16 protein-coding genes, 2 tRNA genes and 2 pseudogenes are annotated in these 23,489 nt (G+C 66.5%); 14 read left to right on the top strand and 6 right to left on the bottom strand.

What is annotated here, in order from left to right:
- Positions 1-155: 155 nt before the first annotated feature.
- A complete protein-coding gene (locus K3F48_RS21670; protein ID WP_222577525.1) occupies positions 156-1,127 on the bottom strand; it encodes an L-threonylcarbamoyladenylate synthase in 972 nt (323 codons plus the stop codon).
- Positions 1,124-1,873, bottom strand: a complete 750-nt coding sequence (locus K3F48_RS21665) for a peptidase (RefSeq protein WP_222577524.1) — start codon at positions 1,871-1,873, stop codon at positions 1,124-1,126. The genes K3F48_RS21670 and K3F48_RS21665 overlap by 4 nt, the downstream gene beginning before the upstream one ends.
- Before the next feature lie 178 nt (positions 1,874-2,051).
- On the opposite strand from K3F48_RS21665, the gene K3F48_RS21660 reads away from it, so the two are divergent.
- The 4 genes from K3F48_RS21660 to K3F48_RS21645 all read left to right on the top strand — a co-directional run bounded on the left by K3F48_RS21660 (position 2,052) and on the right by K3F48_RS21645 (position 4,094).
- A tRNA-Ile gene (locus K3F48_RS21660) sits at positions 2,052-2,127 on the top strand.
- 28 nt (positions 2,128-2,155) lie between these two features.
- Positions 2,156-2,527 (top strand): hypothetical protein, encoded by a 372-nt coding sequence (locus K3F48_RS21655; protein WP_222577523.1) that lies wholly within the window; start codon positions 2,156-2,158, stop codon positions 2,525-2,527.
- A gap of 540 nt (positions 2,528-3,067) precedes the next feature.
- A complete protein-coding gene (locus tag K3F48_RS21650; protein ID WP_222577522.1) occupies positions 3,068-3,277 on the top strand; it encodes a hypothetical protein in 210 nt (69 codons plus the stop codon).
- A 7-nt stretch (positions 3,278-3,284) separates the two neighbouring features.
- Positions 3,285-4,094, top strand: coding sequence for a class I SAM-dependent methyltransferase (locus K3F48_RS21645; protein ID WP_222577521.1), 810 nt, complete (start codon positions 3,285-3,287; stop codon positions 4,092-4,094).
- Between the two features lie 7 nt (positions 4,095-4,101).
- Here K3F48_RS21645 and K3F48_RS21640 read toward each other — a convergent pair whose 3' ends face one another.
- Entirely contained in the window at positions 4,102-5,439 is a 1,338-nt protein-coding gene (locus K3F48_RS21640; protein WP_222577520.1) for a sigma-54 dependent transcriptional regulator, read from the bottom strand.
- Entirely contained in the window at positions 5,436-7,160 is a 1,725-nt protein-coding gene (locus K3F48_RS21635; protein ID WP_222577519.1) for a HAMP domain-containing sensor histidine kinase, read from the bottom strand. The genes K3F48_RS21640 and K3F48_RS21635 overlap by 4 nt, the downstream gene beginning before the upstream one ends.
- 169 nt (positions 7,161-7,329) lie before the next feature.
- Between K3F48_RS21635 and K3F48_RS21630 the strand changes: the two genes are divergently transcribed.
- The 3 genes and pseudogenes from K3F48_RS21630 to K3F48_RS21620 form a co-directional block, all read left to right on the top strand.
- Positions 7,330-8,580, top strand: a complete 1,251-nt coding sequence (locus K3F48_RS21630; RefSeq protein ID WP_222577518.1) for an NAD(P)H-binding protein — start codon at positions 7,330-7,332, stop codon at positions 8,578-8,580.
- Between the two features lie 3 nt (positions 8,581-8,583).
- Positions 8,584-9,054, top strand: a complete 471-nt coding sequence (locus K3F48_RS21625; protein WP_222577517.1) for a DUF2269 domain-containing protein — start codon at positions 8,584-8,586, stop codon at positions 9,052-9,054.
- Positions 9,055-9,056: 2 nt separating this feature from the next.
- Positions 9,057-9,530, top strand: a pseudogene (locus K3F48_RS21620) (DUF4166 domain-containing protein); the annotation flags it as partial.
- Between the two features lie 44 nt (positions 9,531-9,574).
- Here K3F48_RS21620 and K3F48_RS21615 read toward each other — a convergent pair.
- Together K3F48_RS21615 and K3F48_RS21610 are read right to left on the bottom strand one after the other, a co-directional pair.
- Positions 9,575-10,978 carry a HAMP domain-containing sensor histidine kinase gene (locus K3F48_RS21615; RefSeq protein WP_222577516.1) on the bottom strand — a complete coding sequence of 468 codons (1,404 nt, stop codon included), beginning with the start codon at positions 10,976-10,978 and terminating at the stop codon, positions 9,575-9,577.
- Between the two features lie 2 nt (positions 10,979-10,980).
- Complete coding sequence (locus K3F48_RS21610) at positions 10,981-11,652, bottom strand: response regulator transcription factor (protein ID WP_222577515.1); 672 nt, start codon at positions 11,650-11,652, stop codon at positions 10,981-10,983.
- Positions 11,653-12,288: 636 nt separating this feature from the next.
- On the opposite strand from K3F48_RS21610, the gene K3F48_RS21605 reads away from it, so the two are divergent.
- From K3F48_RS21605 to K3F48_RS21575, 7 genes and pseudogenes are all read left to right on the top strand, one after another.
- Positions 12,289-14,490 carry a TonB-dependent siderophore receptor gene (locus tag K3F48_RS21605; protein WP_222577514.1) on the top strand — a complete coding sequence of 734 codons (2,202 nt, stop codon included), beginning with the start codon at positions 12,289-12,291 and terminating at the stop codon, positions 14,488-14,490.
- 62 nt (positions 14,491-14,552) lie between these two features.
- Positions 14,553-15,698: a PepSY domain-containing protein gene (locus K3F48_RS21600; protein ID WP_222577513.1), complete on the top strand. Its 1,146-nt coding sequence runs from the start codon at positions 14,553-14,555 to the stop codon at positions 15,696-15,698.
- 687 nt (positions 15,699-16,385) lie between these two features.
- Entirely contained in the window at positions 16,386-17,834 is a 1,449-nt protein-coding gene (locus K3F48_RS21595; RefSeq protein ID WP_222577512.1) for a DUF1963 domain-containing protein, read from the top strand.
- 71 nt (positions 17,835-17,905) lie between these two features.
- A complete protein-coding gene (locus K3F48_RS21590) occupies positions 17,906-19,657 on the top strand; it encodes a DUF1963 domain-containing protein (protein WP_222577511.1) in 1,752 nt (583 codons plus the stop codon).
- Between the two features lie 275 nt (positions 19,658-19,932).
- Positions 19,933-20,007: transfer RNA gene (locus K3F48_RS21585), tRNA-Val, on the top strand.
- A gap of 374 nt (positions 20,008-20,381) precedes the next feature.
- Positions 20,382-22,892: a TIGR02302 family protein gene (locus K3F48_RS21580; protein WP_255609577.1), complete on the top strand. Its 2,511-nt coding sequence runs from the start codon at positions 20,382-20,384 to the stop codon at positions 22,890-22,892.
- 65 nt (positions 22,893-22,957) lie between these two features.
- Positions 22,958-23,326, top strand: a pseudogene (locus tag K3F48_RS21575) (IS5 family transposase); the annotation flags it as partial.
- Between the last annotated feature and the right edge of the window lie 163 nt (positions 23,327-23,489).

Below are 23,489 nucleotides of genomic sequence, written 5' to 3'. Positions count from 1 at the left end.
TCGCCAAACTCAGGACCGGATTAGAATCAATGTCATGCGCTTGTACAACCAATTTTTGTGCCGGACAGCCGTGGGACGAGCCCGGCCATGACGGCCTCCTGGAAATGTGTGACTCCCTTAGGAGTAGAGAGAGAGAGAGAGCCTGAAGGCTCGCATCACCTCGGCGCGGCGGCGCGGCGCAACCGATCATTGATCGCCTCTCCGAGGCCGTGCGCTGGAATGGGCGCCACGGCGATGCGCTCGGCGCCGCGAGCGTCGAGCTCGCGCAGATGGCCGAACAGGTTGGCGGCCGCCTCCACGAGATCGCCCTGCGGCGAAAGATCGAGGATCGTCGCCCCCGCATCCGCGCGGCTACGGAGCATGCCCGCGAAGTCGAGCCCCGCCTCCCCTCGCTCCAATTCGCCCGCATTCAGCCGCAGCCGGGCGCGCGGCGCATAATGCGAGGCGGTCATGCCCGGCGCGACGATCTCGGCGGCGTCGCTGGCAGCGGCCAGCGGCGCGCCGAGCGCAGCCTCCAGCTCTTCGCGCGCGACGGCGCCTGGACGCAGCAGGCGCGGCCTCTCTCCGACGAAGGAGACTATTGTCGATTCGAGCCCGCGCTCGGCGCGGCCGCCATCGAGCACGAGGTCGACGGCCCCGTTTAGATCCGCGATCACATGGGCGGCCGTCACCGGGCTCACATGGCCGGAGCGATTGGCCGAGGGCGCCGCGATCGGCCGGTCGGCGGCGCGAATGAGCGCGCGGGCGACGGGCGCAGCGGGAACCCGCAAGGCGACGCTGGCGAGGCCCGCGCAGGCGAGATCGCACACCGAGCCGGCGGCGGCGCGCGGCGCGACCAGCGTCAGCGGGCCGGGCCAGAAGGCTTCCGCCAGGCGGATCGCCGCCTTCGGCAGAGCAGCCTCCGCCAGCGCCGCGTCGAGATCGGCGATATGGGCGATCAGCGGATTGAAACTCGGCCGGCCCTTGGCGCGATAGATGCGCGCGACGGCCTGCGGCGAGGTCGCATCGGCGCCGAGCCCATAGACGGTCTCGGTCGGAAAGGCGACGAGACCGCCCTCGCGCAGCAGGCGCCCCGCCCGCTCGATCGCCGCCGCATCGGCGGGCGCGACCGCGGCCCGATCGGTCATCCGCCGCGGCCGCCGTAAGGGGGCGTCGGGATCGCCATATGCGCCGCGCGCAGCGCGCGCGACCAGCTGTCCCGCAGATCGCGGAAATAGGCGTCGCTCCCGTCGATGCGCGTCGAAATATCCGCGCGCAACGCGTCGCGACGCACCAGCGCGATATCGATGGGCAGGCCGACCGAAAGATTGGAGCGAATCGTCGAATCCATCGAGATGAGGCCGATCTTCAGCGCGTCCAGCACATCGGCGTCATAGCCGACGGCGCGGTCGAGGATCGGCTTGCCATATTTGTGCTCGCCGATCTGCAGATAGGGCGTGTCCTGCGTGCATTCGATGAAATTGCCGGCGGTGTAGATCATGAAGAGGCGCAGCGGTCCGCCCTCGATCTGGCCGCCGAACAGAAGCGACACGTCGAAGCTGACGCCCGCCGCCTCGCCGCCCTCGCCGGCGATGGCGTGCGAGCGGCGCACGGCGCGGCCGACGAACTGCGCGGCCTGCAGCATGCCGGGCGCCGTCATCAGCGTCTCGACCTCATGGGTGTCGGGATTTTCGAGCCCCTCGATCAAGAGATTGACCGCGCCCTGTGAGACCGAGAGATTGCCGGCGGTGGCGAGCATCATCACGCGCTCGCCCGGCCGCTCGAAGACATGCAGCTTGCGAAAGGTGGAGATATTGTCGAGCCCGGCGTTGGTGCGCGTGTCCGCGATCATCACGAGGCCGTCGCGAACGAGTATGCCGCAACAATAGGTCATCGCCGCTCCAGGACCGCCGCGCGCCGGAACCGCCCGGCATGGCGCGTCAATCTAGCGCATAGCCGCGCCGGGCGCCGCTGGCAAATCGGCTCTGCGGCGAGATTTCGCGGCGGCGCGGTTGCAGAGGAGACGGTTTTCGCTATAGGAGCAGGACTCCCCGGAGCGCCGATCGGCGGCGGGGCCGGTAGCTCAATGGTTAGAGCCGGCCGCTCATAACGGTCTGGTTGCAGGTTCGAGTCCTGCCCGGCCCACCAGGGAGGCGTTTCGTGGCGCGACAGCACGGTGGCGCAGGCCCATCTCGATCTGCGGGCGACCCTTCGCGAGATGATGATCAGCCGTTATGCGGAAGAACGCATCGGCTACGTCCAGAGCATCGTCCGACGCTTGGGCGTCCCCATGTCGAAATCCTCCCCCTATTTCGAGCGATTCATGGCCGCGTGTCTGCGCGCGGAACTCGAATATCTCACGGTCTTTTTCGATCGCGAGGGCGGCCGGATGGAGGCGGCGCCCCACCCCGACGCCATCAAAGGCAAGTGGCGAAAGGCGGCGGAACAGCTCCGCGAGCAACGCGCCATCTCGCTCGGCGTCGACATCACGAAATCCAAGAAAGCCGGCGCTGACCGACTGTTTCGAGCAATGGAAGAGCGATCGTGAAAAGGCCAATAAGAAAGTCACTCGTCATGGAGCGGTGAGAAAGAGCTCGCGATCGAGGATTTTCAGAAGCACGCTCGCGTGCGCGACATCGGCGAGATCACAGCGGCCTCATCTCGTCAGAGATCATTCAACTCGGACCGGACACGGTCAGACGCAGTGCGTCATCACTTTCGAATTTGATTCCAAAAATGTCATTTAGCTATCGTTTGCCTTCAAGAGCTCGGGCTCGAGCGTGTCGTAATTGTATTTCTGCTCCCCGCTCATGAGGTCGCTTTCCTTCGAGCGGCGCGAAAATCACTGAAGATGCTGGCGGTTCCGTCGCGATCATATTCATAGTCGACGCGCTGCTGGTTGCCCGGGCTGCATCGGCATGGGCGGCCGAGTCTCCTTCATCGGCTGCTTGGTCGCCTCATCGAGACAGACCACCGGCAGCGACGGATCATGCGGACGCCGATAGACTTCGAGCACATCCTCCGTAGCGGCGACGACGGCCGCGTCCGCATGCGGAGGAATTGCCCTCCTGACGCCACGAGCGTGCGGATGAGGAAAAACATCATCTCTCTGGCAACGGACGGCTTTTATAGGTCAATCAGACGGGTTGAATTTGAAATGGCCGCTTCCGAAAAAGCGATTTCGATGGCCAAAATGGGCGCCCGCCCGACTCGGGGGCGCTTCCACGGCGTCCTGCCGACAATCGGCGACTTGGATTTCAGCCGTGCTATGACAGGAAAGATTCCTCGGCGCGCATAGGACGGAAATGGACGAACTCGAACAGGCGAAGGCAAAGGCCGCAGCGGCCTACAATGCTGCGGCGGATTGCTTCGATCACCCGGTCGGCTCCTTCTGGCATCGCTTCGGGCGGCGAACGGTCGAACGTCTCGGCCTCAGCCCCGGCGAGACAGTCCTCGACGTTTGTTGCGGCAGCGGGGGCTCCGCCCTTCCGGCCGCCGAGGCGGTCGGGCCGGAAGGAAAAGTCATCGCCGTCGATCTCGCCGAGCGCCTCGTCGCTCTGGGGGAGGCGAAGGCCCGTACGAAAGGCCTCGGCAATATCGAGTTCAAAGCCGGCGACATGCTCACGCTCGGCTACAATGACGCGAGCTTCGACACCGTGATCTGCGTCTTCGGGATTTTTTTCGTGCCGGATATGGCGGCCGCCGCGAAGGAGCTCTGGCGCATGGTGAAACCGAAGGGCCGGCTCGCCGTCACGACATGGGGACCGGAGCTGTTCGAGCCGGCCAATGCGGCCTTTTGGCAGGCCATAGGCAAAGAGCGCCCCGATCTCTCGAGAGGCTTCAACCCCTGGGAGCGGATATCGACGCCCGCGGGGCTGCGCGCCATGCTGGGCGAAGCCGGGATCTTCGATGTCGAGATCGTCGCCGAAGCCGGGAACCATCCCATCGACTCGCCGGAGGATTGGTGGCTGATCGCGATGGGAAGCGGCTATCGCGGAACGCTCGCGCAATTGGACGCGCCGACCTTCGAACGCGTTCGCGAGAAAAATCTCGCGCGTCTGAAGCATTGCGACGCGATCGCCGCGAATGTCGTCTATAGCGTCGCTATGAAGTGACGCTAAACTATCGCAACCCCAGCCTCGCCATCATCTTCAAAAGGCCGACGCGGGAGACGCCGAGACGGCGGGCGGCGGCGCTGTGATTGTGCTCGGCTGCGGCGAGCGCGGCGCCGATCATGCGGCGCTCCAATTTCTCCTGCGCCTCGGGAAGCGTTTCCGCGACAGCTTCCGCCGCAAGCGGAACTCCGCCGCCGCGCGCGAAATTCAAATCCTCGGCGGAAATCGTCGATGATTGCGGATCGGCGAGCGCGGCGGCGCATTCGATCGTCGCTTTCAGCTCGCGGACATTGCCGGGCCAAGACTGCGCGACGAGCCAGGCGAGCGCCTCCTGCGAGAACCGCAATTTGCGCTTCTTCGCCGCTTGGCCGAGGAAATGCGCGGCGAGAAGGCTCAAATCTTCGCGCCGCTCGTCCAGCGCCGGCGTGCGAATGACGACGCCGCGCAGGCGGTAATAGAGATCCTCGCGAAAGCCGCCGGAAGCGATCATCGCCTCCAGATCGCGATGCGTCGCGCTGACGATGCGCACATCGGCGCGCCGCGCCTCGCGCCCGCCGACGGGCGTATAGGTTCCCTCTTGCAGGAAGCGCAGCAGCTTCACTTGGCAGGGAAGCGGCGTCTCGCCGATCTCGTCGAGAAACAGCGTGCCGCCGCGCGCCGTCGCGACGAGGCCGAGGCGATCGGCGTGGGCGCCGGTGAAGGCGCCTTTGAGATGGCCGAACAATTCGCTCTCGATCAGCTCGGCGGGAATCGCGCCGCAATGGATCGAGACGAATGGCCCGCGACGCGCGCGCGCTCTGTGCACCGCATGAGCCACCAGCTCCTTGCCGGAGCCGGTGGGGCCGAGGATCATCACGGGAAGCTCGGCCGGGCCGATGCGGCGGATCATGTCCTTCACATGCGCCATGGCGGGGCCATTGCCGATCAGACCATCGCCCGCCTTCTCCGCGCGCAGCCGCGCGATCTCCCGCTCCAGCGCCGCTTTGGCGAGCGCGCGCCGGGCGCAAAAGCGCAACAGCTCCGGCTCCACGGGCTTGGCGAGAAAATCCCATGCGCCGAGCGCGACGGCGCGCAGCGCCAGCTCATGCTCGCTATGCGCTGTCAGCACGACGGTGACGGCGCTCGAAAAATCCGGCAGCAGCGACAGGCCTGCCTCCGGCGTGCGCTCCGGCGGCATGACGAGATCGAGAAGCACGAGATCGGGCCGCGCCTGCGCGAAGGTTTCGCGCGCAGAAGCTGCATCCTTCGCCGTCACGACATGATAGCCCTCGCGCGTCAGAAAGGCGCCGGCGACGCGCGCGAAGGCGGGCTCGTCGTCGACGATGAGGATCGTCTCGCCGCTCATGCCGGAAACCTCAGAGTGACGCAGGTGGAGAAGCCCTCGCGCGCGCCGAGCGAGACGGAGCCGCCATGCGCCGCCATGATCTTGGCGACAATGGCGAGGCCGAGCCCCGTGCCTTCGCTGGAGCGCGAGACGAAGGGCTGAAACAGCCTGTCCTTGATTTCCTCGGGCACGCCGGGGCCATCGTCGCAGACATGAATGAGCGTCTCATCCTGCGCTGTCTCGACGAAGATCGCGACGCGGCCGCCGGCGGCGCGCGCATTGGCGATGAGATTGTCCATCGCCTGAGCGAAGCGGAATGGATCGGCGCACAAATGCGCATCGCCCGCGATGCGAGTCTCCACATCGCCGAATGCCGCGGTGAAATCGATATCCGCCGGCTCGAGCTTCCAGGGCTTGGCGTAGTCGAGCAATTCGGCGACGAGACGATTCATGCGCCGCGTCTGCTCTATGATCTCGGCGCGCGTCTCGGCCGGCGCGGCGGCGGCGGCCATATTCACGATGTTGAGCGGATTGCGCAGATCATGCGCAATCGTCGAGGCGAGCATTCCGAGCTCGGCGAGCCGCTCGCTCTCGGCGCGGCGTCTTCGGCGATCGATGTCGTCGAGGCTTTGCATCAGAACATCGGCGTAGACAATGGCGAGGCGGCGCGCGCCCGGCGGCGAATCCTCGAATCCTGCGAGCGTCGCCACCCATTTGCCCCCGTCATCGGCGCAGCGAAGCGCCGGCTCCGGCCCTTCGCTGCAAAGAGTCACATCGACAGACGGACGCATCGCGCCGCACAAATGCGTGCGCGCGATCTCGATCGCCTCGGCCGTTGTGTCCGCGCCCGCGAGGTCGCCACGCCACTGCGCGATCATCTCGGCGGAAATCTCCGGGCCGGCGTAGACGAGCCGATCCGCCGCGCGGCGAATGGGCTCGCCGAAAGCAAAGGCCAGCGCCATGGCCGTGGCGACGACGAGCCACAGGGACGCGAAATCCATCGACGGCGCGACGAAGCTCAAAGGCGCTGCGGCGAGCAATCCGGCCACGGCGGCGGCGAGCAGCAAAATGAGCGCATAGGCCGCCGCGCGCCGCGCCCAGACATTGGCGGCCATCAGCTCGTAGCGCAATATTCCGTAGACGAGCAGCGCCGGATAAATCGGCAGAGCGAGAATGGACCAGGGCGCGACAGCCATGCCGAACAAAGGCGGCGCGAAGGAGACGACGGTCGACAGGCCGACGAGCGAGGAGACGAGAACGATGGCGATCTCGCGTCGGCGCTTGCCCTCCGCGCGGCGCAGAGCGAAAGCCATCAGGCCATTGCCATAGGCGGCGAGGCCGATCGCGACAGCGACCCCGAAGAGGCCGGCGCCCTCATAGCGAAATCCGCGCGAGCCGTCGGACGTTTCGAAAAAGACGCCGGGGCCGAACAGCAGGAGCAAGAGCGTCGCTCCGGCGCCGAGCGCATGGACAATTGGAAGCGCGCCCGCGCCCTGCCCGGTCAGCCGAATGGCGAAATCGACCGCCATCGCCGAGCCCAAGGGCGCCAGCGCCATCGAAGCCATGCCGAAGCGCTCGGGCAAAACGAGGCCGAGCGCGAAGAGCCCGACGATCACGACAAAGGCGGCTAGCTGCTTCGCGCCCGGCGCCGCGCGCGCCCGAGCGATCAGAAAACTCGAAAGCGCGACGCTCGAGACGAAGGTCGTCGAGAGGGAGAGAGTGAACAGCAGGCTCGGCGTCATCGCCAGACTGTATCCTCAGTTTATAGGCGACTCAATAAAATATGTTTCTCGCGTTTACAGCGCTCCATACACCTATCAATACAAACAGTATCTTATGACATGGCGCCGCCATTGCCGATAGGTCCCCGAAGGCGAAGCCCCTTCGCCCCGCTTTCGGAGGAGACCGATTTTGGCTCGTATTCTCATCATCGGCGGCAGCGGCTTCATCGGACGGCATATCGCCGGCCGGCTCCGCGACCGCGGCCACAAAGTCGTCGCGGCCTCGCGCCGCGAGGTCGATCTCGTGCACGACAGCGAAGCGCGGCTTCGCGACAAGGTCGCGAGCTTCGAGATCGTCGTCAATTGCGCCGGGCTCGTTCGCGACGACGGCGCCAATAGCATGGCGGCCGTCCACGCGGAGGGCGCCTGCGATCTCTTTCGCGCCTGCCTCGCCGCCGGCGTCCCGCGGCTCATTCACATCTCGGCGCTCGGCGTCGAGAGCGACGGCGAGACGCTCTATCAGCGCAGCAAGGCAATCGCGGAGGAGACGCTCGCGGCGCTCGATCCCACCGGCGCGCGGCTCGACTGGCGCATATTGCGACCGTCGCTCGTCGTCGGCCGCGGCGGCGCCAGCACACGCTGGCTGCTCGCCGCCGCCGTCCTGCCCTGGCTACCGAGCTTCGGCGATGGCGCATGGCGCTTTCAGCCCGTGCATGTCGGCGATCTCGCCGAAGTCGCGGCGCGCATCGCGGAAGGCGCCCCCTCGCCGCGACGCCTCGATGTCGTCGGCCCGGAGCCGATGACGACGGATGCGCTGCTCGCGCTATTGCGCGAATGGCTCGGCCTGAAGCCGACGCGCTTCTTTCGCGTGCCCTATCGGCTCTTTCTGCTCGCGGCGTCGATCGGCGGGCGTGTCTCGACCGGCCCGCTCAATCGCGAGGTGATAAAGCTTCTCTCGCGTGGCAATGTCGCCGATTGCACGCCGATGACGGCGGCGCTCGGCCGGCCGCCACGCGCTATTCGCAACGCTCTGGCGCTGGAGCCGGCGTGCGAGTCGGACAGGCGGGCGGCGCGACTGTTTCTCCTGCCACCCATGCTGCGCTGGAGCCTCGGCTTGTTGTGGGTCGCGACGGGCCTTCTCTCCTTCGGGCTCTATCCGCAGGAGAAAAGCTATGCGCTGCTCGCCGAGATCGGCGTTCACGGCGCGCTCGCCGACTTTGCTCTCTATGGCGGCGCGGCGGTCGATCTCCTGCTCGGCGTGCTGTTGCTGCTGCGATGGCGCCCTGCCCTCGTCGGCGCCGCGCAGCTTTCGACAATGCTCGCCTTCACCATCATCGCGACGCGCCTGCCGTCCGATTATTGGCTGCATCCTTTCGCGCCGCTGCTCAAGAATCTGCCGATCGCCGCGGCGATCCTCGTCATGATCGCATTGGAGTCCTGAGCCATGCTCGATCCTCTCACTCTGAAGACGGCTCATATCGTCAGCTCGACGATTCTGTTCGGCACAGGGCTCGGCACGGCCTTTCACGGCCTCGCGAGCAATTTGCGCGGCGATCTGCGCGCCATCGTCGTCGGCAACAGAAATGTCGTGCTCGCCGATTGGCTGTTCACGACGCCCGCCGTCATCGTGCAGCCTGTCACTGGCGTGCTGCTGGCGTTGGATCAGGGCTGGCCGCTCGATGCGCCCTGGCTGCTCGCGGCCATCGCGCTCTATCTCTTCGTCGGCGCCTGCTGGCTGCCGGTCGTATGGCTGCAAATCCGCATGGCGCGCATCGCCGAGCAATGTCTCGAGAAAGACGCGCCACTGCCGCCGATCTATGGAACCTACTTCCTCTGGTGGTTCGCGCTGGGCTGGCCGGCCTTCATCGCCATGATCGCGATCTTCTGGCTGATGGTCGCCAAGCCGCAATTTTGAAAATGGAGATAGACATGATCACTCTTTTCCAAGATCTGCTCGCCGAGCGCTTCGAACTCCTGCCCGCGCCCGTCCGCCGCTTCCACACGCTCGAGCGCGAGATTTTCACCGGCGGCCGCGCGAAAATCTCCGCGCAGGGCCGAGGCCTCGGCGCCGCCTTGCTCGCCATTGTCGCGGGTCTTCCGGCGCCGGGCGAAAGCGTCGAGACCCACGTCCGCTTCTCACCGCTCTCTGGAAAACGGGAATTCTGGCGGCGCGACTTCGCCGGACGGCGCTATGCGAGCGTCATGCAGGCGGCGCCGGACGGGCGCCTGATCGAGCATTTCGGCCCTTTCGATCTCTATTTCGACCTCGCCGCCTCGCCCGCCGGCCTGCGCTGGTCGCTCGCCGAATGGCGCCTGCTGAAAATCCCGCTGCCGCGAGCGACGACTCCGACGATCGAATGTTTCGAGAGCGCCGAGGGCGAGCGCTTCGCCTTCGACATAGACGTCGCTTTTCCGATCATCGGCCATGTCGTGCATTACAGCGGCTCACTGGCGGAGACAGCCTCGCACGGCGGAAATCGAACCAAGAACGTCGCGCCGCCGCCCGGCGTTTCCTCGACCGCGATCGACCCTTGCATTTTTTCCGCGAGCTCGCGCGCGATCGACAGGCCGAGGCCGGTTCCCGGCGTGTCGTCGCCGCCACGCCAAAATGGCTCGAAAATCATCCCGCGCTCGGCCGGCGCGATCCCCGGGCCGTGGTCGATCACCTCGATCGTCGCGCCCGCTGTCGCTCGCACGAGAACGACGCCGTTTTCAGGCTCCGCACGAATAGCGTTTTCGATCAAATTATCGACGACGCTTTCGATCGCCCAGCGATAGGCGCGAATATAGATCGGCCCGGACGGAGCCTCGAGCTCGAGACAACGGTGGTTGTCGAGCGCGACAGGCGCGAGATCGGCGACGATCGCGACCAGCGCCTCGACGAGGTCGAGCGGGTTCGGCGCCGCAGCCGTTTCCGGCTTCTCCGAAATCTGCGCGAGAACCAGCAATTGCTCGACGATCGTGTGGATGCGACGCACGTCTCGTTGAATATCGAGCTTCAGCGGCGTCGCCGCGAGCTTCTCGACGCGGGTCGTGAGCACGGTGATCGGCGTTCGCAATTCATGAGCGGAATTGGCCGTGAACCGCTTCTGCCTCGCGACCCCGTCGTCCACGCGCCGAAGCGCCGTGTTGACCGCATCGATGAAAGGTGAGAGCTCCATCGGCAGATCGTCCGCGGGAATGCGCTGGCGCAGTGAATTCACGTCGATTTGCGAGACTTTCGCTGCGACTGCGCGCAGTGGAGCGAGGCCTCTCCGAACGACGACGAGCGCAATGAGAGACAGAGCCCCGGCAGACAAGCCGTAGCTCACCATGTTGAACGCCGAGAAGGACGCGTAGATCTGATAGAACACGTCGTCCCAATGAAATTGAGACCCATAGACGATGATTTTGGCGCGCCCGATCGGGGTATGCATCGTCCGCTCGAAACCTCGCGCATCGAGGTTCGGGTCGCTTTCGAGATGAAAGGCGGCTGCATGCATATCGAACCCCTCGAGCCTTTGGAAAAAAGGGGCGAGCTCGTGAGACGATCCGCGCAATGGCGTGTTCGTGCCGATTTCCAGAGCGGCGTAGCGAAAAGCCGGGTTGGCGGCGGCATAGCTGCGCAGATCATCCGTCATTGCGATGAATTTTGCGCCGTCCGCGTCCTGGCGCAGCGCATCGGCCACGATCATTCGGGCGCGTCGCGTCGTCCAGGATTCGAGATTGGTCGCCGGCTCGAACAATGCGAGAGCCGACATCAGCAGGTTGAGGATCGGCGGCAGGATGAAAAACGTAATGAGCGAGCCGGCGATCCAATAGACGATGAGGCGGGTCGACAGCGACCGAAGCCGGCGCATGGTCATACCGCCCGAATGAGATAGCCGACGCCCCGAACGCTCTGCACATCTGCCTTGGCGTCGCAGGACTCGAGCCGTCGCCGCAGTCTGGAGGCGAGCGTTTTCAGCGCATTCAACTGCGCCGCCTCGTCGAATCCGTAGAGCTCCTCGATCAATGTCGCATGCGTCACGACGCGGCCCGCGCGTCGCATGAGCGCTTCGAGCAGCAGCGCTTCGCGCTTGAACAGAAGCAGCGGACGGCCGGCGACGCTCGCCTCTCGCGAGTTCAAGTCGAAGGTCAAATCGCCGATCACGACGGGAGGCAACGAAGCGCTTCCGGGACGCCTGAGATTGGCTCTCACACGCGCCAGCAACTCGCTGGCGCCGAAGGGCTTGGTCAGATAATCGTCGGCGCCGGCGTCCAGTCCTTCCACTCGGTCGTCTATGTCGCGGAGCGCCGAGACGACCAATATGCGTATCGCCGAGCGCAAGCGTCGAATTTCCGGGATGATCGATACGCCGTCTCCGTCTGGCAGACGACGGTCGAGCAGCACGATCGGGTAGTCATAGACGCGTATCGCGTCCAAGGCGGCGCCGGCGGTCGCAACCCGATCGATGACGAAACCGTCCGCGCGCATCCGCTCGATCAGCAGGGACGCGAGCTCGCGCTCGTCCTCGACAATGAGAATCCGCATCGATGGTTGGCTCCGACCACGCGCCGCTGCGCGCGGAACGAGCGGCAGTGAAGCAGGAAAAGTGGCAATTTTGCAACAGCTTCGACTTATCGGAGCGGCGGGCCGCCGCGTTGCCCTCGCGTAACCTTCCCTACGTAGGGAAATGGCCTCGGTCGCCGGCGATGTTCGGCGCCCCGACCTCGGGAGCGAACGCTTGCGGCGCGAAAGATCGATCCTCGGCCTGCTCCTCTCACTCGGCTTGCTGCTGGCCGCGCTCTGGCCCCAGCCCTCCGGGACGCAGCATACAGGCGTCTCGGCCGCGCTTCACGGGCTCTGCGTCGCTGCTGATGGCTCGGGACACGACCTTCCCCGATCGCATTCCCATTCCGTCGTCGACTGCTGCATTCTGTGCGTGTCGGCGGGGCATTGCGGGAACGATCTCTTAGCCCTCGCCGCGCCGTTCGAAGCGACCGACTGGCCGAGCGCGGACGCGGGCGCGCGGCCGGCGCCGCGAGATCAAACGCCTCTATGCTCTATCCGAGAGGCCAGAGGCTTCGCCGCCCGCGCATCCCCTGTGGTCTCCTGACTGTGAACGAAGCCGGCCGTCGAGGCCGATCTCATTCCCGTTCGCGCGCCCGCCGCGCCAGGAGGCCCCTCATGTATCGTTCCGCTTTCAAGCGCGGCGCCGGCGCGCCGCTGCTCGCTCTGTCCTGCCTTCCCGCTCTCGCGCAAGAGGCCCTGCCGTCCATCGACATCGGCGCTTCGCCGTCTGCCGGCGCGGCGTCGCAACATTCGCCCGGCGGCCCGCAAGACAAGACCGCCTATAAGACTTGGAACACGTCGACCGCCACCAAGACCGATACGCCGATCATGCAGACCCCGGTCAGCGTTCAGGTCGTGCCGCAGCAGGTGTTGCAGGATCAGCAGGTCGTCATCATCGACAAGGCGCTGCAAAATGTCAGCGGCGTCTACATGATTCCCGTCGGCGGCCTGCAGGCGGGCTTTTCGGTCCGCGGCTTCGAAACCTATAAATATTATCTCGATGGCGTGAGAGTGGACAATCGCTCGACGCCGGGCTCGCGTGAGACGGTCGATCTCGATCGGATCGAAGTGCTGAAGGGGCCGGCCTCGGTGTTGTTCGGACGCTTGGAGCCCGGCGGGCTCATCAATCTCGTGACCAAGCGCCCCTCCGATGTTCCGTCCTACGCGATCCAGCAGCAATTCGGCTCGTTCGACTTCTATCGCACCACATTGAACATGACGGGGCCGGTCACGGACGACAAGCGGCTGCTCTATCGCTTCGACGCCGCCTATCAGAATTCGAGCGGATTTCGCGACTTCGCCGACATAGAGCATGTATTTCTCGCGCCGCGCCTGCATTTCGAGCCGGCCGCCGACACTCGAGCCAATCTCTATTTACAGTATTTCCACAGCAAGGACCCGGTCTATTTCGGCTTTCCGACGCTATGGGGCGCGCCATACAATGCGCCGATCTCGCGGAACTATGGCGAGCCAGGCAGCCAGTTGGACACGCATTATGACGTGCGTGTCGGCTTCGACTGGTCGCATTCTTTCGACGCGAGCTGGAAGCTCACTCAGCGCTTCGACGCGGATTTCCGCGACGTTGCGGCGCCGAGCCAGACCGTCGTCAGCGGAATCACCCCGGGTAAATGCGCATGGGCGTCGTGTCCGGTTTCGCGCGTCGTCAACGGCGTGGAAAATCAGGAGCAATATTATTTCACCTCCCTCGAGCTGACTGGAAAATTCGATACGTTCGGGATCGGCCACGAGCTGCTCGTCGGCGGCGACTATTACGCCGATCTCAGAACCACGCAGCGCCGTTCGCGGACGAGCGGAGTTCCGACCATCGATCTCTTCAATCCCGTCCATTCGGGGAACTTGAGCTATCTGCTCGCCGCTCCGAACTCATTGTCCAATCTCCGCGCCGAACAAGACTACTATGGCTTCTATCTCCAGGATCAGGCCGAACTGCCGTTCGGCTTGCATCTTCTCGCCGGGTTCCGCTACGACAACGCTCATGCGAAGGACCACACCGACACTTTCCTGCCGACCCCGGCGCTCACGGAACTCGAAGTGCGGCAAGAGGCGATCAAGCCGCGCATCGGACTGCTGTGGCGTCCAATTCCCGAGCTCAGCCTCTACGGAAACTATGTCGAGAATTTCAGTCCGCCGACCGCGACCGGCGGCCCCGCGTCTTCCGGCCCGAACCAGCCGGCGCTCAAGGCGTCGGAAGGATCGCAATGGGAGGCCGGCGTCAAGACGGAGCTTTTCGACGGCCGTCTGACGACGACGGTCTCCTGGTTCGACATCACCAAGACCAATGTCGCGACGCCCGATCCGGATGCGGCGCGCGCCGCGCTCGGCTATCGCGTGCTCACGGGAGCCGTGCGCAATCGCGGCTGGGAGGCCGATGTCAGCGGGCAATTGCTCGACGAGCTGAAGCTCATCGCCAATATCGCCTACATCGACTCGAACGTTCTGAAGGACAATAGCGGCAATGTCGGCCACCGGCTCTATGGCGTGCCGAAATTCGCGGGCGGCGTGTGGGCCGTGTATGAGCCGAGCTGGGCTCTCATCCCCGGCCTGAGCTTCGGCGCCGGCATCGTCTCGTCGGGCGCCGTCTGGGCGAACACGGCGAACACGCTGATGCTCCCCGGATACACGATCGCCAATCTGATGGCGCGCTACGCCTTCGACTATGAGGGAAAGAAGATCAGCTTCCAGATCAACGCAGACAATATAACCGATGTGAGATATTACGCGGCCTCGGGCGGCGCGACGACGATCATGCCCGCGCAGCCGCGCAACATCATGGGGGCGATCCGGGTCGAATTTTGACAGAGCGAAGAGGCGCGCCGCGCGAGAGCGCGCGGCGCCTCTGATCGAAGGGTTCCCGAACCATGCGCATCGCCCTATCGAGGATCCATCGTTGGATCGGCCTCGTCGCCGGCGCCTATTTTGCGCTCGCCGGCCTCACGGGCGTCGTCCTGCTCTATCGGGCAGAGCTCGACACATGGCTGAACAGGGATTTGAAAGGGCCATCTCGCCCAGCGTTCGAGGGTCGGGCCTTTCGTCCGATCGATGAACTGTTCGCCGCCGCGAAAGAACGGGCGCCGCCCGACTCGAACCCGGCGTTCATTCACCTGCCGAAGAGCGACGACGGCTATTTCGATCTGATCTATTCGCGTCCGAACGCGCATCGCCACGCCGTTATCGGTCAGATTGTCGTCGACCCCTATACGGGAGTCGTGAGGGGACGGCGCATCATCGCCGATCCGAACGATCCGCTGGCCGAGCCCTTCGTGATGCTCCTCATGCATCTGCATTACACCCTGCTCGCCGGCGACGTCGGCGAAACCGTCGCCGGCCTCGCCGGTCTTTCACTTTTGGTTTCGCTCGCTTTGGGCCTCCATCTCTGGCGGCCGTTCTCCGGATCATGGCGACGGGCCCTGCTGTTCAAGCGCGGCGCCGGGCCGGATCGCCTTCTGTTCGACCTGCATCGGCTCTCCGGAGCCTATGGCGCGCCTTTGGCGTTCGTGGTCGTTCTCTCCGGCGTATGTCTGATCTTCGGCCGGCAGACCAGCGCGCTGATCGACTCCTTCTCGTCCGTGTCGACGAATATGTTGCCCGGGGATTTGAAATCGGAGCCTGCGAACGGTCGCTCGCCGATCGGTCCGAGCGCCGCGGCTGCGGCCATCGACCGCCTGTTCCCGGATGGCCGGTTGATGAGCATCGGATTGCCTGCCGGGCCCGCGGGCGTCTATCGCGTGGGCAAGCACGTCGACGGCGAAGTCTACCAAACGGAGACCAAGCGCGTCGTTGCGGTCGACCAATACAGCGGCGCAATTCTGGCCGTTCAAGACCCGCGCCGATTCACCCTAGGCGAAAGACTTTTGGAATGGCGATTCCCACTCCACACCGGCGAGGCGTTCGACGCCGTCGGCCGTGTCCTCATGACGGTCATGGGCTTCGTCCCCATCCTTCTGCTCCTGACGGGCTTCATCCGATGGCGGCGAGGACGGCGTCGTATCGAAGCGTCACGGTGAGGGTGCTCGACATCCTCACCCTATGCTTTATTGCAGCCTACTGAAGACGACCGATTTATCGAGATCGCGAGAAAAACAACCTTGCAGGCGCCGCACAAACTTCATAACATTCGCCACGCTGACAGCATCTAGTATATTGATTTATCAGAGCTTATGCGCCCGCGCTTCGCCTCCTGCCCGGCCCACCAGGGAGGCCTTTCTAGTTTTACATTTCGAGCGCCCTTTCCGCGCTGGGCGGCGGACGATCCGAAGCGCGGCCTCGGAAAAGCTTCGCGGGCGATGGTTGGCGAAGCGGCCTCGGTTTCGAGATCGGATAGCCGACAAAGCTTGCGATTGCCTGAACCGGGCGCAGACGAGACTCTGCGATAGTTCATTCCGACTGTGTTCGTGCGAAGAAATAGGCGAGCCATGGAAAAGATTTGGGGCCTGACGGGCTATTTGCCGCTCATTCTCTACGGCTTGCTCTTGTATTCGCTGTTCGTGTCCTTGCCCCGATGGATCAGGTCGAAGCGATCGGGCGCCGGCCGGCGAGACGAATCATCGCCTCGACTCGCGCTCGCCGACGCGCAGCGCCGTCTCTCGAGGACAGCGCCGACGCGCATCGAAGAAGCGCCGGGAGATCCTCGCGCGCCATCCCGCCCGGCCGCAGAGGCCGGCAGGGCCAGCGCGGAAACGCCGACGTCGGCCGTGTCCGAAGCGGTCTCCGTCATTCTCCGGCGGCAGATGCCGCCGCGTCTCGACGCGCCCGCGCGCTCCTGGCTCGGCGGGCTGCCCTGCCTGCCGGATGCGACGCCATGGCCGCGCTCGGTCTCCTCCGTGCATCCGGAACGCGGCGAGCGACCGCTGCACTTCCTCGCGCAGATCTGTTGCGCCGATCTTCCTCGCGAGCTCTGGGGAAGGCTGGGGCCGCGCGCCGGCTGGCTGCTGCTGTTCATCGATCCCAATCAAGGCTGCCCCGAGGGGAGCGACGCCTTCCGCGTGATGCACGTCGCGGAGCCGGGGTCGGAGCGGGCGCCGCCGCCCGATCTCGGCCCGGTTCACGACGGCGTTTACAGCGGACCGAGCTATGACGATCTCCCGCCGGGAGACCCGGCTCCCGATCGCTGGCGGCGATGGCCGGTCGATCTCGTCGTCGCGCCGAACGAGGCGCGGCAGGAGCATGGGCGCGTTCTGGTCGCGCCCGAGAATTATGCGTCGATCCTCTATGACGGCGCCGAAATCGCCGAGGAGAACGCGCGCCCGGCCGCTGTGGCGCCCTTCACCTATCGTCACGCCAGATACGCTCTGTTCGACTTGCAGCGGGGGTTGAAGCAAACGATCCCCGATGCGCGGCTGTCGCCGGCGTTTCGCGACGAGCTGAGTCGAGACGAGACGATTCCCGCCCTCGTCGATCATTGCCGGGCCGAAGCGCGAAGATTGCGCGAGGAGCGGGAGAGACTGTCGCTGTCGAGCGGGGCGGCGACCCCCGAGCAAGACGAATGGCGCCGGGCGCGAATCGGCCAATTCGAGCGTCAGGAGCGGTGGCTGATCGAGATGCGGACCGCCGACGCGATCATCGATTATCTCGAAGCCTCTCCAGCGCTCGAGCGGGCGTGGCAGGAAGAGCTGCTCGCGCCGCTCGAGGCGATGATCGAGGCGATCGGCCGACGCGATCCGGATTCGCCCTTGTCTGAGGAGGAGTGGCGCGCGCTGGCCGCGACACTCGCCGATCGCCGCTTCACGCGGTGGCGAAACGAGCACGAGAGGGAGATCGAGGGGAGGCCGCGCATCGCCTTCTTCGAGCATGAGCGCACGGGCGAGGCGCCGCCGCCGAGGAGAATGCATCAGCTGACGGCCGATCTCTATGTCGACGCGCGACGGCGCGCGCTGATCCCGAAAGAGGTGGTCGCGCAATATGAGCCCCATTGGCGCCGGCTCCTCGACAATCGCCCGCATCGAATGGGCGGATATCACGATGGCCTCCAATCGGACGCCGTCATCGGCCCGGCCGAGGAGCTGCTGCTGTTCCAGATCGCCAGCGACGACGCCATGAACTGGTGGTGGGGCGACGTTGGAGCCTATTACTTCTGGATCCATCCGAAAGATCTCGCCGCGGGGGATTTTTCGGGCGTGCGGATGGATCTCGAATGCTACTGATCGCGTCGTCATTATTTCGTCGCCTCATCGCAGATAAGCGTCGAACACGATTTTCCAGGAGCGCTTTCCCCATGCCGCCGATCCCTCCATCGATCATTCTCTCCCGACGTCCGCGGCGGCTCGCCGGCGAGCGCCCGCCGGCCCGCAGCCGTCTCGGCGGCGCGCCCTGTCTCGGGAACGCGCCCTGGCCCTGCGACGAGTCCGGAACGCCGCTGCATTTCATGGCCGAGATCGATCTCGGCGAGGTCGCGGCGGCGGTCGCGCAGTCGAAGCCGGCGGCGGATCTTCCGCGAGCCGGCGCGCTCGCCTTCTTCATCGGCGCCGGCGGCGAGGAGGCGATCGGCAAAGTGGTCTATGTTCCGCCCGGCGCCAGCGCTGGCGAGACGCCGGCGCCCGGTCCCTTGCCCAGTGTCGAGACGATCGGCGGCGACGCGCTCCTGCTGGGCGATGGCGCGGGGCCGTGGTCCTTCCCCCGCTGGCCCGTGGATCTCACGGCTTTCGAAGCGCCGGCGGCCGGCGATCACGATGCGCGCGAGCAGGCGCAGGCCGAGGCGATCGAGCGATGTTTCGGCGCCCGCGACGACCTTCGGCCCGAGACATTCGTGGAGAGGAAGCCGATACCGAATTGGTGGCGCAACGCGATCCATTATTCGCAGCATCTCGTCGCGCGGCGCGCGGAGGCGCCGGCGATGATCGCCCTCGAGCGGCGGATGCTGGCCGATGCGCAGGGCAAGCTCGCCGCGGCGCCGGCTCTCGGCGCTCGCGCCGCCGCCGCGGTCAAGAAGGCGCAGGAGCGCGTCGACCTTCATCGCGGAAACGTCGCCGAGATGGAGCGTGCATTGCCGCTGCTCGACGCATCGACGGCGGACGTCTCGGCATGGGTCGAGGGTCGGGATCCATGGCGGATCATGAGCGCGGAGGAGTGGGCGCGGCTGGAGGAGCTCTGGTCGCGATGGCGCGAATTTTCGAGCTTCATGCATATTCGGGGAGAAGCCGACATCGACAGGTTGCGCCGCGACATGTTCGACGCGCTGCCGCGCGAAGGCGGGGCGGAATACGACGCCTTGCCCGAAGAGGTGCGGGCCTTCGTTCGCGACCGCCGCGCGCCGGGGCCGCAATGGTGGCGAACCGCCATCGCTCTCGTGCGCCGCCTCCGCGAGATCGACGCGAAGCGCGTCCCCGAGGTCTTAGCGCGCGCGACCGCGGCGCGCGACGCGGCCCGTGACTCTCAGGAACGACGGGCGGGCGGCGCCGGGCCGGGCGGGACGCCGAGCGATGGCGCGGCGAAGCTCGCCGAGGCCGAAGCCGATCTCGCCGCGCAGATCGCGCTCGCGCGCGCGTTCTCCGGCTTCGTGGCCGAATGCGACGCCTTCGTCGCGCATCGCGATCCCTGGAGCCCGATGACGGCCGAGGAGCGCGCTCGTCTCGTCGCCGTCTTCGCGGACAGCAGGGAGCGATTCGCGACCTTCACACGCTTCCACATTCCGGCGTCGCTGGGATATCTGGAGGCGGCCACGCTGAGATTATTCGCGGCCGCGGACGAGGCGACCTATTCCCGGCTGCCCGAGCGCATAGGGCGCTTCGTCGATGAGCGCTGCCGGCTGCCGCTCGGGCCCTGCCACCAGATGTTCGGCGTTCCCGCCGCCGTGCAATATAATGCGCTCGAGGCGCATGAGGGCGATCATCTCTTGTTGCAGCTCGCCTATGACGGCATGATGTTCTGGCCGTTCGGCGACAATGGCGTCTACCAGTTCTGGATCGAGCCGGAGGCGCTGGCGCGCGGCGAGTGGGACCGTGTCGAGCTGACCTTCGAATGCCATTGAGTCCCGCGTCGGCGATGCGCGGCGCCGCGTTCCGCTCGAGCGCGGCGCGGTCGACGGCGATCGTTCGGCGCCGCCACGGCGTGGAACCAGAAGCCGCAACGACTGCGAGGAACAGTAGATATTCGAGCCCGGCACAAAGTCGAGGCCGAGGATCGCGGCCCGCTGTTCCACAGCCCTTCTTCGACAAATCCGCAATAGGCGCAACAGGCGCTTGCGCGACGCGCCGTCAGCGATTATACCCGCGCCACTCGCAGCGCCGCTCTGTGCGGCGCCGAGGGCGCGTAGCTCAGCGGGAGAGCACTACGTTGACATCGTAGGGGTCACAGGTTCAATCCCTGTCGCGCCCACCATTGAACCAGCTGAAATCACAGGAAAATTCTGCTTCGACGACAAAATCGTCGGCGTCGGGGTGACACGCGAGCCGGAACGGGCGTGTCATAGGCTCAGGGCGAGGTCGGCGAAATGGGCGTCGATTGCCTCGCGCCCTTGCTCAGATAGTCGGGAGCGAACTCGGCGTAGGTTTCCGTCATGCCCGCCGGCGATGGCCCAACAGCCCCGCGACCTCCCATGCCGGGACTTCGGCGACGAGAGGCCGCGAGAGACGGCCGCTTTCGACGGCCGACGCCCTTTGCCCAACCAGCGACCTCGCTCCGCGCCTCGAACCGGCGTAGAGTGCGACTCCGAAGCGCTCGCCGCCCTGCCCTTGCCGCAGGCGCCGCGCTAGATGTCGCTGATCGCCGCCGCCGGCGGGACGGGCCAAGGAGCAGGCCTCATGGAGTTCGCGCCGAAACGAGCCCGATCGCACGCGCCGGAGCCGCAGAGCGCCTCGCCGGCGTTGGAGCGGCTCGTTCGGCGCTCGCTCGCGGCGCTCGCGGTCGAGCGCGCCACGCGCGTCGGCGCGGCGGCCGTCACCCTCGCCCTCTTCTTCCTCGCGCTCTCCTTCGCCGGCGTCTGGCTCGAGCTCGGCCCCGATCTGCGCATGGCCGGCGTCGCCGCCTTCGCCGCGGCGGCGCTGTGGATCATCCTACGCGACGCGGCGCTCGGCCCGCCGCGGCGCGCGCAGGCGCTCGCCCGGCTGGACGCAGCCCCCGGCGCCGAGCATCGGCTCGCCACCTCGCTCGAGGACAGCCTCTCCGGCGAGCGCCCCGACGCCGCCACACGCGCGCTGTGGGAGCTGCATCGCCGGCGCCTCGAGCACAAGCTCGCGGCGCTCCCGGTCGCCCGGCCGGACCCCAGCCTGCCGCGTTTCGATCCGCTGGCGCTGCGCGCCGCGGCTCTCGTCGCCGCCATCGCCGCCGCCTTCGCCGCCGGACCGGAGCGGACGGCGCGGCTGCTCGCCGCCTTCGATTGGGACGCCGCCGGCGCCGGCGCGGAGGCCGCCAGGGTCGACGCCTGGCTCGATCCGCCCGCCTATACGGGCCGCTCGCCCATTGTGCTGCCGCGCGGCAACGCGCAGGCGTCCGCCCGCATCGCCGCGCCGATCGGCTCCACGCTGGTCGTGCGCAGCTTCGGCGGGCGCGGCGTCGCCTCGGCCGGCGCGGGCCTCGCGCCGCTGCCGCAGACGGCGGCGCGGCCGGGCTCGAACGAGCGCGAGGAGTCGTTCAAGCTCGCCGCCGACGCCAGCCTGTCGCTGCGCGGCGGCGGCGCCTATGACATCGCCGTCATTCCCGACCGCCCGCCGAGCATCACGCTCGTCGATCCGCCGCGCGGCTCGGTCCGCGGGTCCATGACTCTGTCCTACAAAACCGATGATGATTACGGCGTCGTCTCCGCCGAGGCCACCGCCGCCCTTCCCGCCGCCGCCGGACGCCAGCCGCGCTCGCTCTATCCGCCGCCGCGTCTGCCGCTGGCGCTGCCGCCCTCCCCCGCCGGCCTCGGCGAGGCGAAGGCGACGGTCGACGTCTCCGATCATCCTTGGGCCGGCGCGCGCGTTCTTCTCAGCCTCGTCGCCCATGACGAGGGCGGCAATCAGGGCGTCTCCGCCCCCGTCGAGACGGTGCTGCCGCAGCGTCGCTTCACCAAGCCGCTCGCACGCGCCCTCGCCGAGCAGCGCCGCAACATCGCGCTCGACCCGGACCATGCCGCGCGCGCGCTGGTCGCGCTCGACGCGCTGAAGCTCGGCGCCGCTCTGTTCGAGACGCCGTCTTCCGTCTATCTCGGCCTCGACGCCGCCAAGAGCCGGCTCGAGCGCGCCCATGACGACGACGATCTGCGCGAGGTCGCCGATCTTCTCTGGGCGATGGCGCTTCACCTCGAGGAAGGCGACGCGGGCGAGGCCGAGCGCGAGCTGCGCGCCGCCCAGCAGGAACTGCGCGAGGCGCTGGCGCGCGGCGCGAGCGAGGAGGAGATCGCCCGCCTCACCGAACGCTTGCGCAGCGCCATGCAGGCGTTCCTGAATGGCCTCATGCAGGGCAGAGACGCCGAGAGCGCGCCGCCGCGCGGCCACGATCCAAACGCGCAGACGCGCTCCATCGGCGCGGACGAGCTGCAATCCATGCTGAACGAGATCGAAAAGGCGGAGCGCTCGGGCGATCTCGCCGAAGCGCAGCGCCTGCTCGACGAGCTGCAGGACGTGCTCGAAAATCTGCAGCCGGCGCAGGCCGGCCGGCCCGATCCGCGTGGGCAGGCGATGAGCCGCTCGCTCGACGAGATCGACAATTTGACCCGCGAGCAGCAGCAATTGCGCGACGACACCAGCCGCGGCGCCGAGCAGAAGGGCGCCAAAGGCCGGCCCTCGGCCGACGCCGAGGCGCGCGGCCGCCAGCGCGCGCTGCGCGATCGGCTGGAGAAGGAGCAGGAGCGGCTGCGGCGCGCCGGCGAGCCGCCGCCGCAGGATTTCGCCGACGCCGAGCGCGCGATGAAGGAAGCGGAACAGGCGCTGGGCGCGCCGGGCGAGGGCCAGGGACGCGCCGTCGACGCGCAGGGCCGCGCGCTGCAGGCGCTGCGGCGCGGCGCCGATCAGCTCGCCGCAAGGATGCAGGGCGAGGGTGAGGACGGAGAGAGCGGCCCCTCGCGCTCCCGCCGGGCCGGCAGCGGCCAGGGCGAAGATTCGGACCCGCTCGGCCGGCCGAGCGGCCGCCGCCGCGCCCAGGATTCGCGCAACCGGCTCGATCCGCTGGGCCTGCCCCCTGCCGTGCGCGCCCGCCGCGTGCAGGAGGAGCTGCGCCGCCGCCTCGGCCAGCCGGAGCGCCCGGCCGAGGAGCTGGATTATTTCGAGAGATTGCTGAAACGCTAGGACCTGTTGACGAATAGGATTCCCAATCGCTCAGATCGGTGATTCAAGATCGCTTTCCGAGGGAGGTGATCTTGATTCGAGGCCTGATGAGCGACGACGAATGGGCATTCTTCGAGCCCTTCGTTACGACGCGCGGGGCGCACAGCGGCCGCCGCCCTCGTGATCACCGTCGCGTCCTCGATGGTATCTTCTGGATTGCCCGAACCGGCGTTCAATGGCGAGACCTGCCGGATTTCTTCGGCAAATGGTCCTCTGTCTATCGGCAATTTCGTCGATGGACCCTGTCAGGCCTCTGGGATCTGCTGCTCGAGGTGCTGAACGACACCGAAGGGGTCGGCGAGACCGTTCAAATGATCGACAGCACCGTCATCCGGGCGCACCACTGCGCCGCTGGCGCAAGGGGGGGACTCCGAAAAGACAGGAGAGTGAGGAGCTACTACACGTCCATCGTGAACGATCTTTTGGACCGCGGCGTGATCGACCGGGTTTCCGTCGTCGCGGAAGATCGATTGAACCCGTGCATGATCGTGTCCCAGAGCGTGGTGTAGCTGGATCGAGGCGGACACTGGGATTTCCGGCTTTGGCCGGCAGGATCAG

Origin of the sequence: Methylosinus sp. Sm6, from assembly GCF_019802345.1 — a bacterium.
Lineage (GTDB): Bacteria > Pseudomonadota > Alphaproteobacteria > Rhizobiales > Beijerinckiaceae > Methylosinus.
Note: the sequence above shows the minus strand (reverse complement) of the source record. Positions and strands in the feature narration are given on the sequence as shown.

What these genes read in the sequence shown, in the direction of transcription:
- K3F48_RS21670 (WP_222577525.1), bottom strand. Translation starts at nt 1,127, where the DNA reads ATGACCGATCGGGCCGCGGTCGCGCCCGCCGATGCGGCGGCGATCGAG.
- K3F48_RS21665 (WP_222577524.1), bottom strand. Translation starts at nt 1,873, where the DNA reads ATGACCTATTGTTGCGGCATACTCGTTCGCGACGGCCTCGTGATGATC.
- K3F48_RS21650 (WP_222577522.1), top strand. Translation starts at nt 3,068, where the DNA reads ATGAGGAAAAACATCATCTCTCTGGCAACGGACGGCTTTTATAGGTCA.
- K3F48_RS21645 (WP_222577521.1), top strand. Translation starts at nt 3,285, where the DNA reads ATGGACGAACTCGAACAGGCGAAGGCAAAGGCCGCAGCGGCCTACAAT.
- K3F48_RS21640 (WP_222577520.1), bottom strand. Translation starts at nt 5,439, where the DNA reads ATGAGCGGCGAGACGATCCTCATCGTCGACGACGAGCCCGCCTTCGCG.
- K3F48_RS21635 (WP_222577519.1), bottom strand. Translation starts at nt 7,160, where the DNA reads ATGACGCCGAGCCTGCTGTTCACTCTCTCCCTCTCGACGACCTTCGTC.
- K3F48_RS21625 (WP_222577517.1), top strand. Translation starts at nt 8,584, where the DNA reads ATGCTCGATCCTCTCACTCTGAAGACGGCTCATATCGTCAGCTCGACG.
- K3F48_RS21615 (WP_222577516.1), bottom strand. Translation starts at nt 10,978, where the DNA reads ATGCGCCGGCTTCGGTCGCTGTCGACCCGCCTCATCGTCTATTGGATC.
- K3F48_RS21610 (WP_222577515.1), bottom strand. Translation starts at nt 11,652, where the DNA reads ATGCGGATTCTCATTGTCGAGGACGAGCGCGAGCTCGCGTCCCTGCTG.
- K3F48_RS21605 (WP_222577514.1), top strand. Translation starts at nt 12,289, where the DNA reads ATGTATCGTTCCGCTTTCAAGCGCGGCGCCGGCGCGCCGCTGCTCGCT.
- K3F48_RS21600 (WP_222577513.1), top strand. Translation starts at nt 14,553, where the DNA reads ATGCGCATCGCCCTATCGAGGATCCATCGTTGGATCGGCCTCGTCGCC.
- K3F48_RS21590 (WP_222577511.1), top strand. Translation starts at nt 17,906, where the DNA reads ATGCCGCCGATCCCTCCATCGATCATTCTCTCCCGACGTCCGCGGCGG.
- K3F48_RS21580 (WP_255609577.1), top strand. Translation starts at nt 20,382, where the DNA reads ATGTCGCTGATCGCCGCCGCCGGCGGGACGGGCCAAGGAGCAGGCCTC.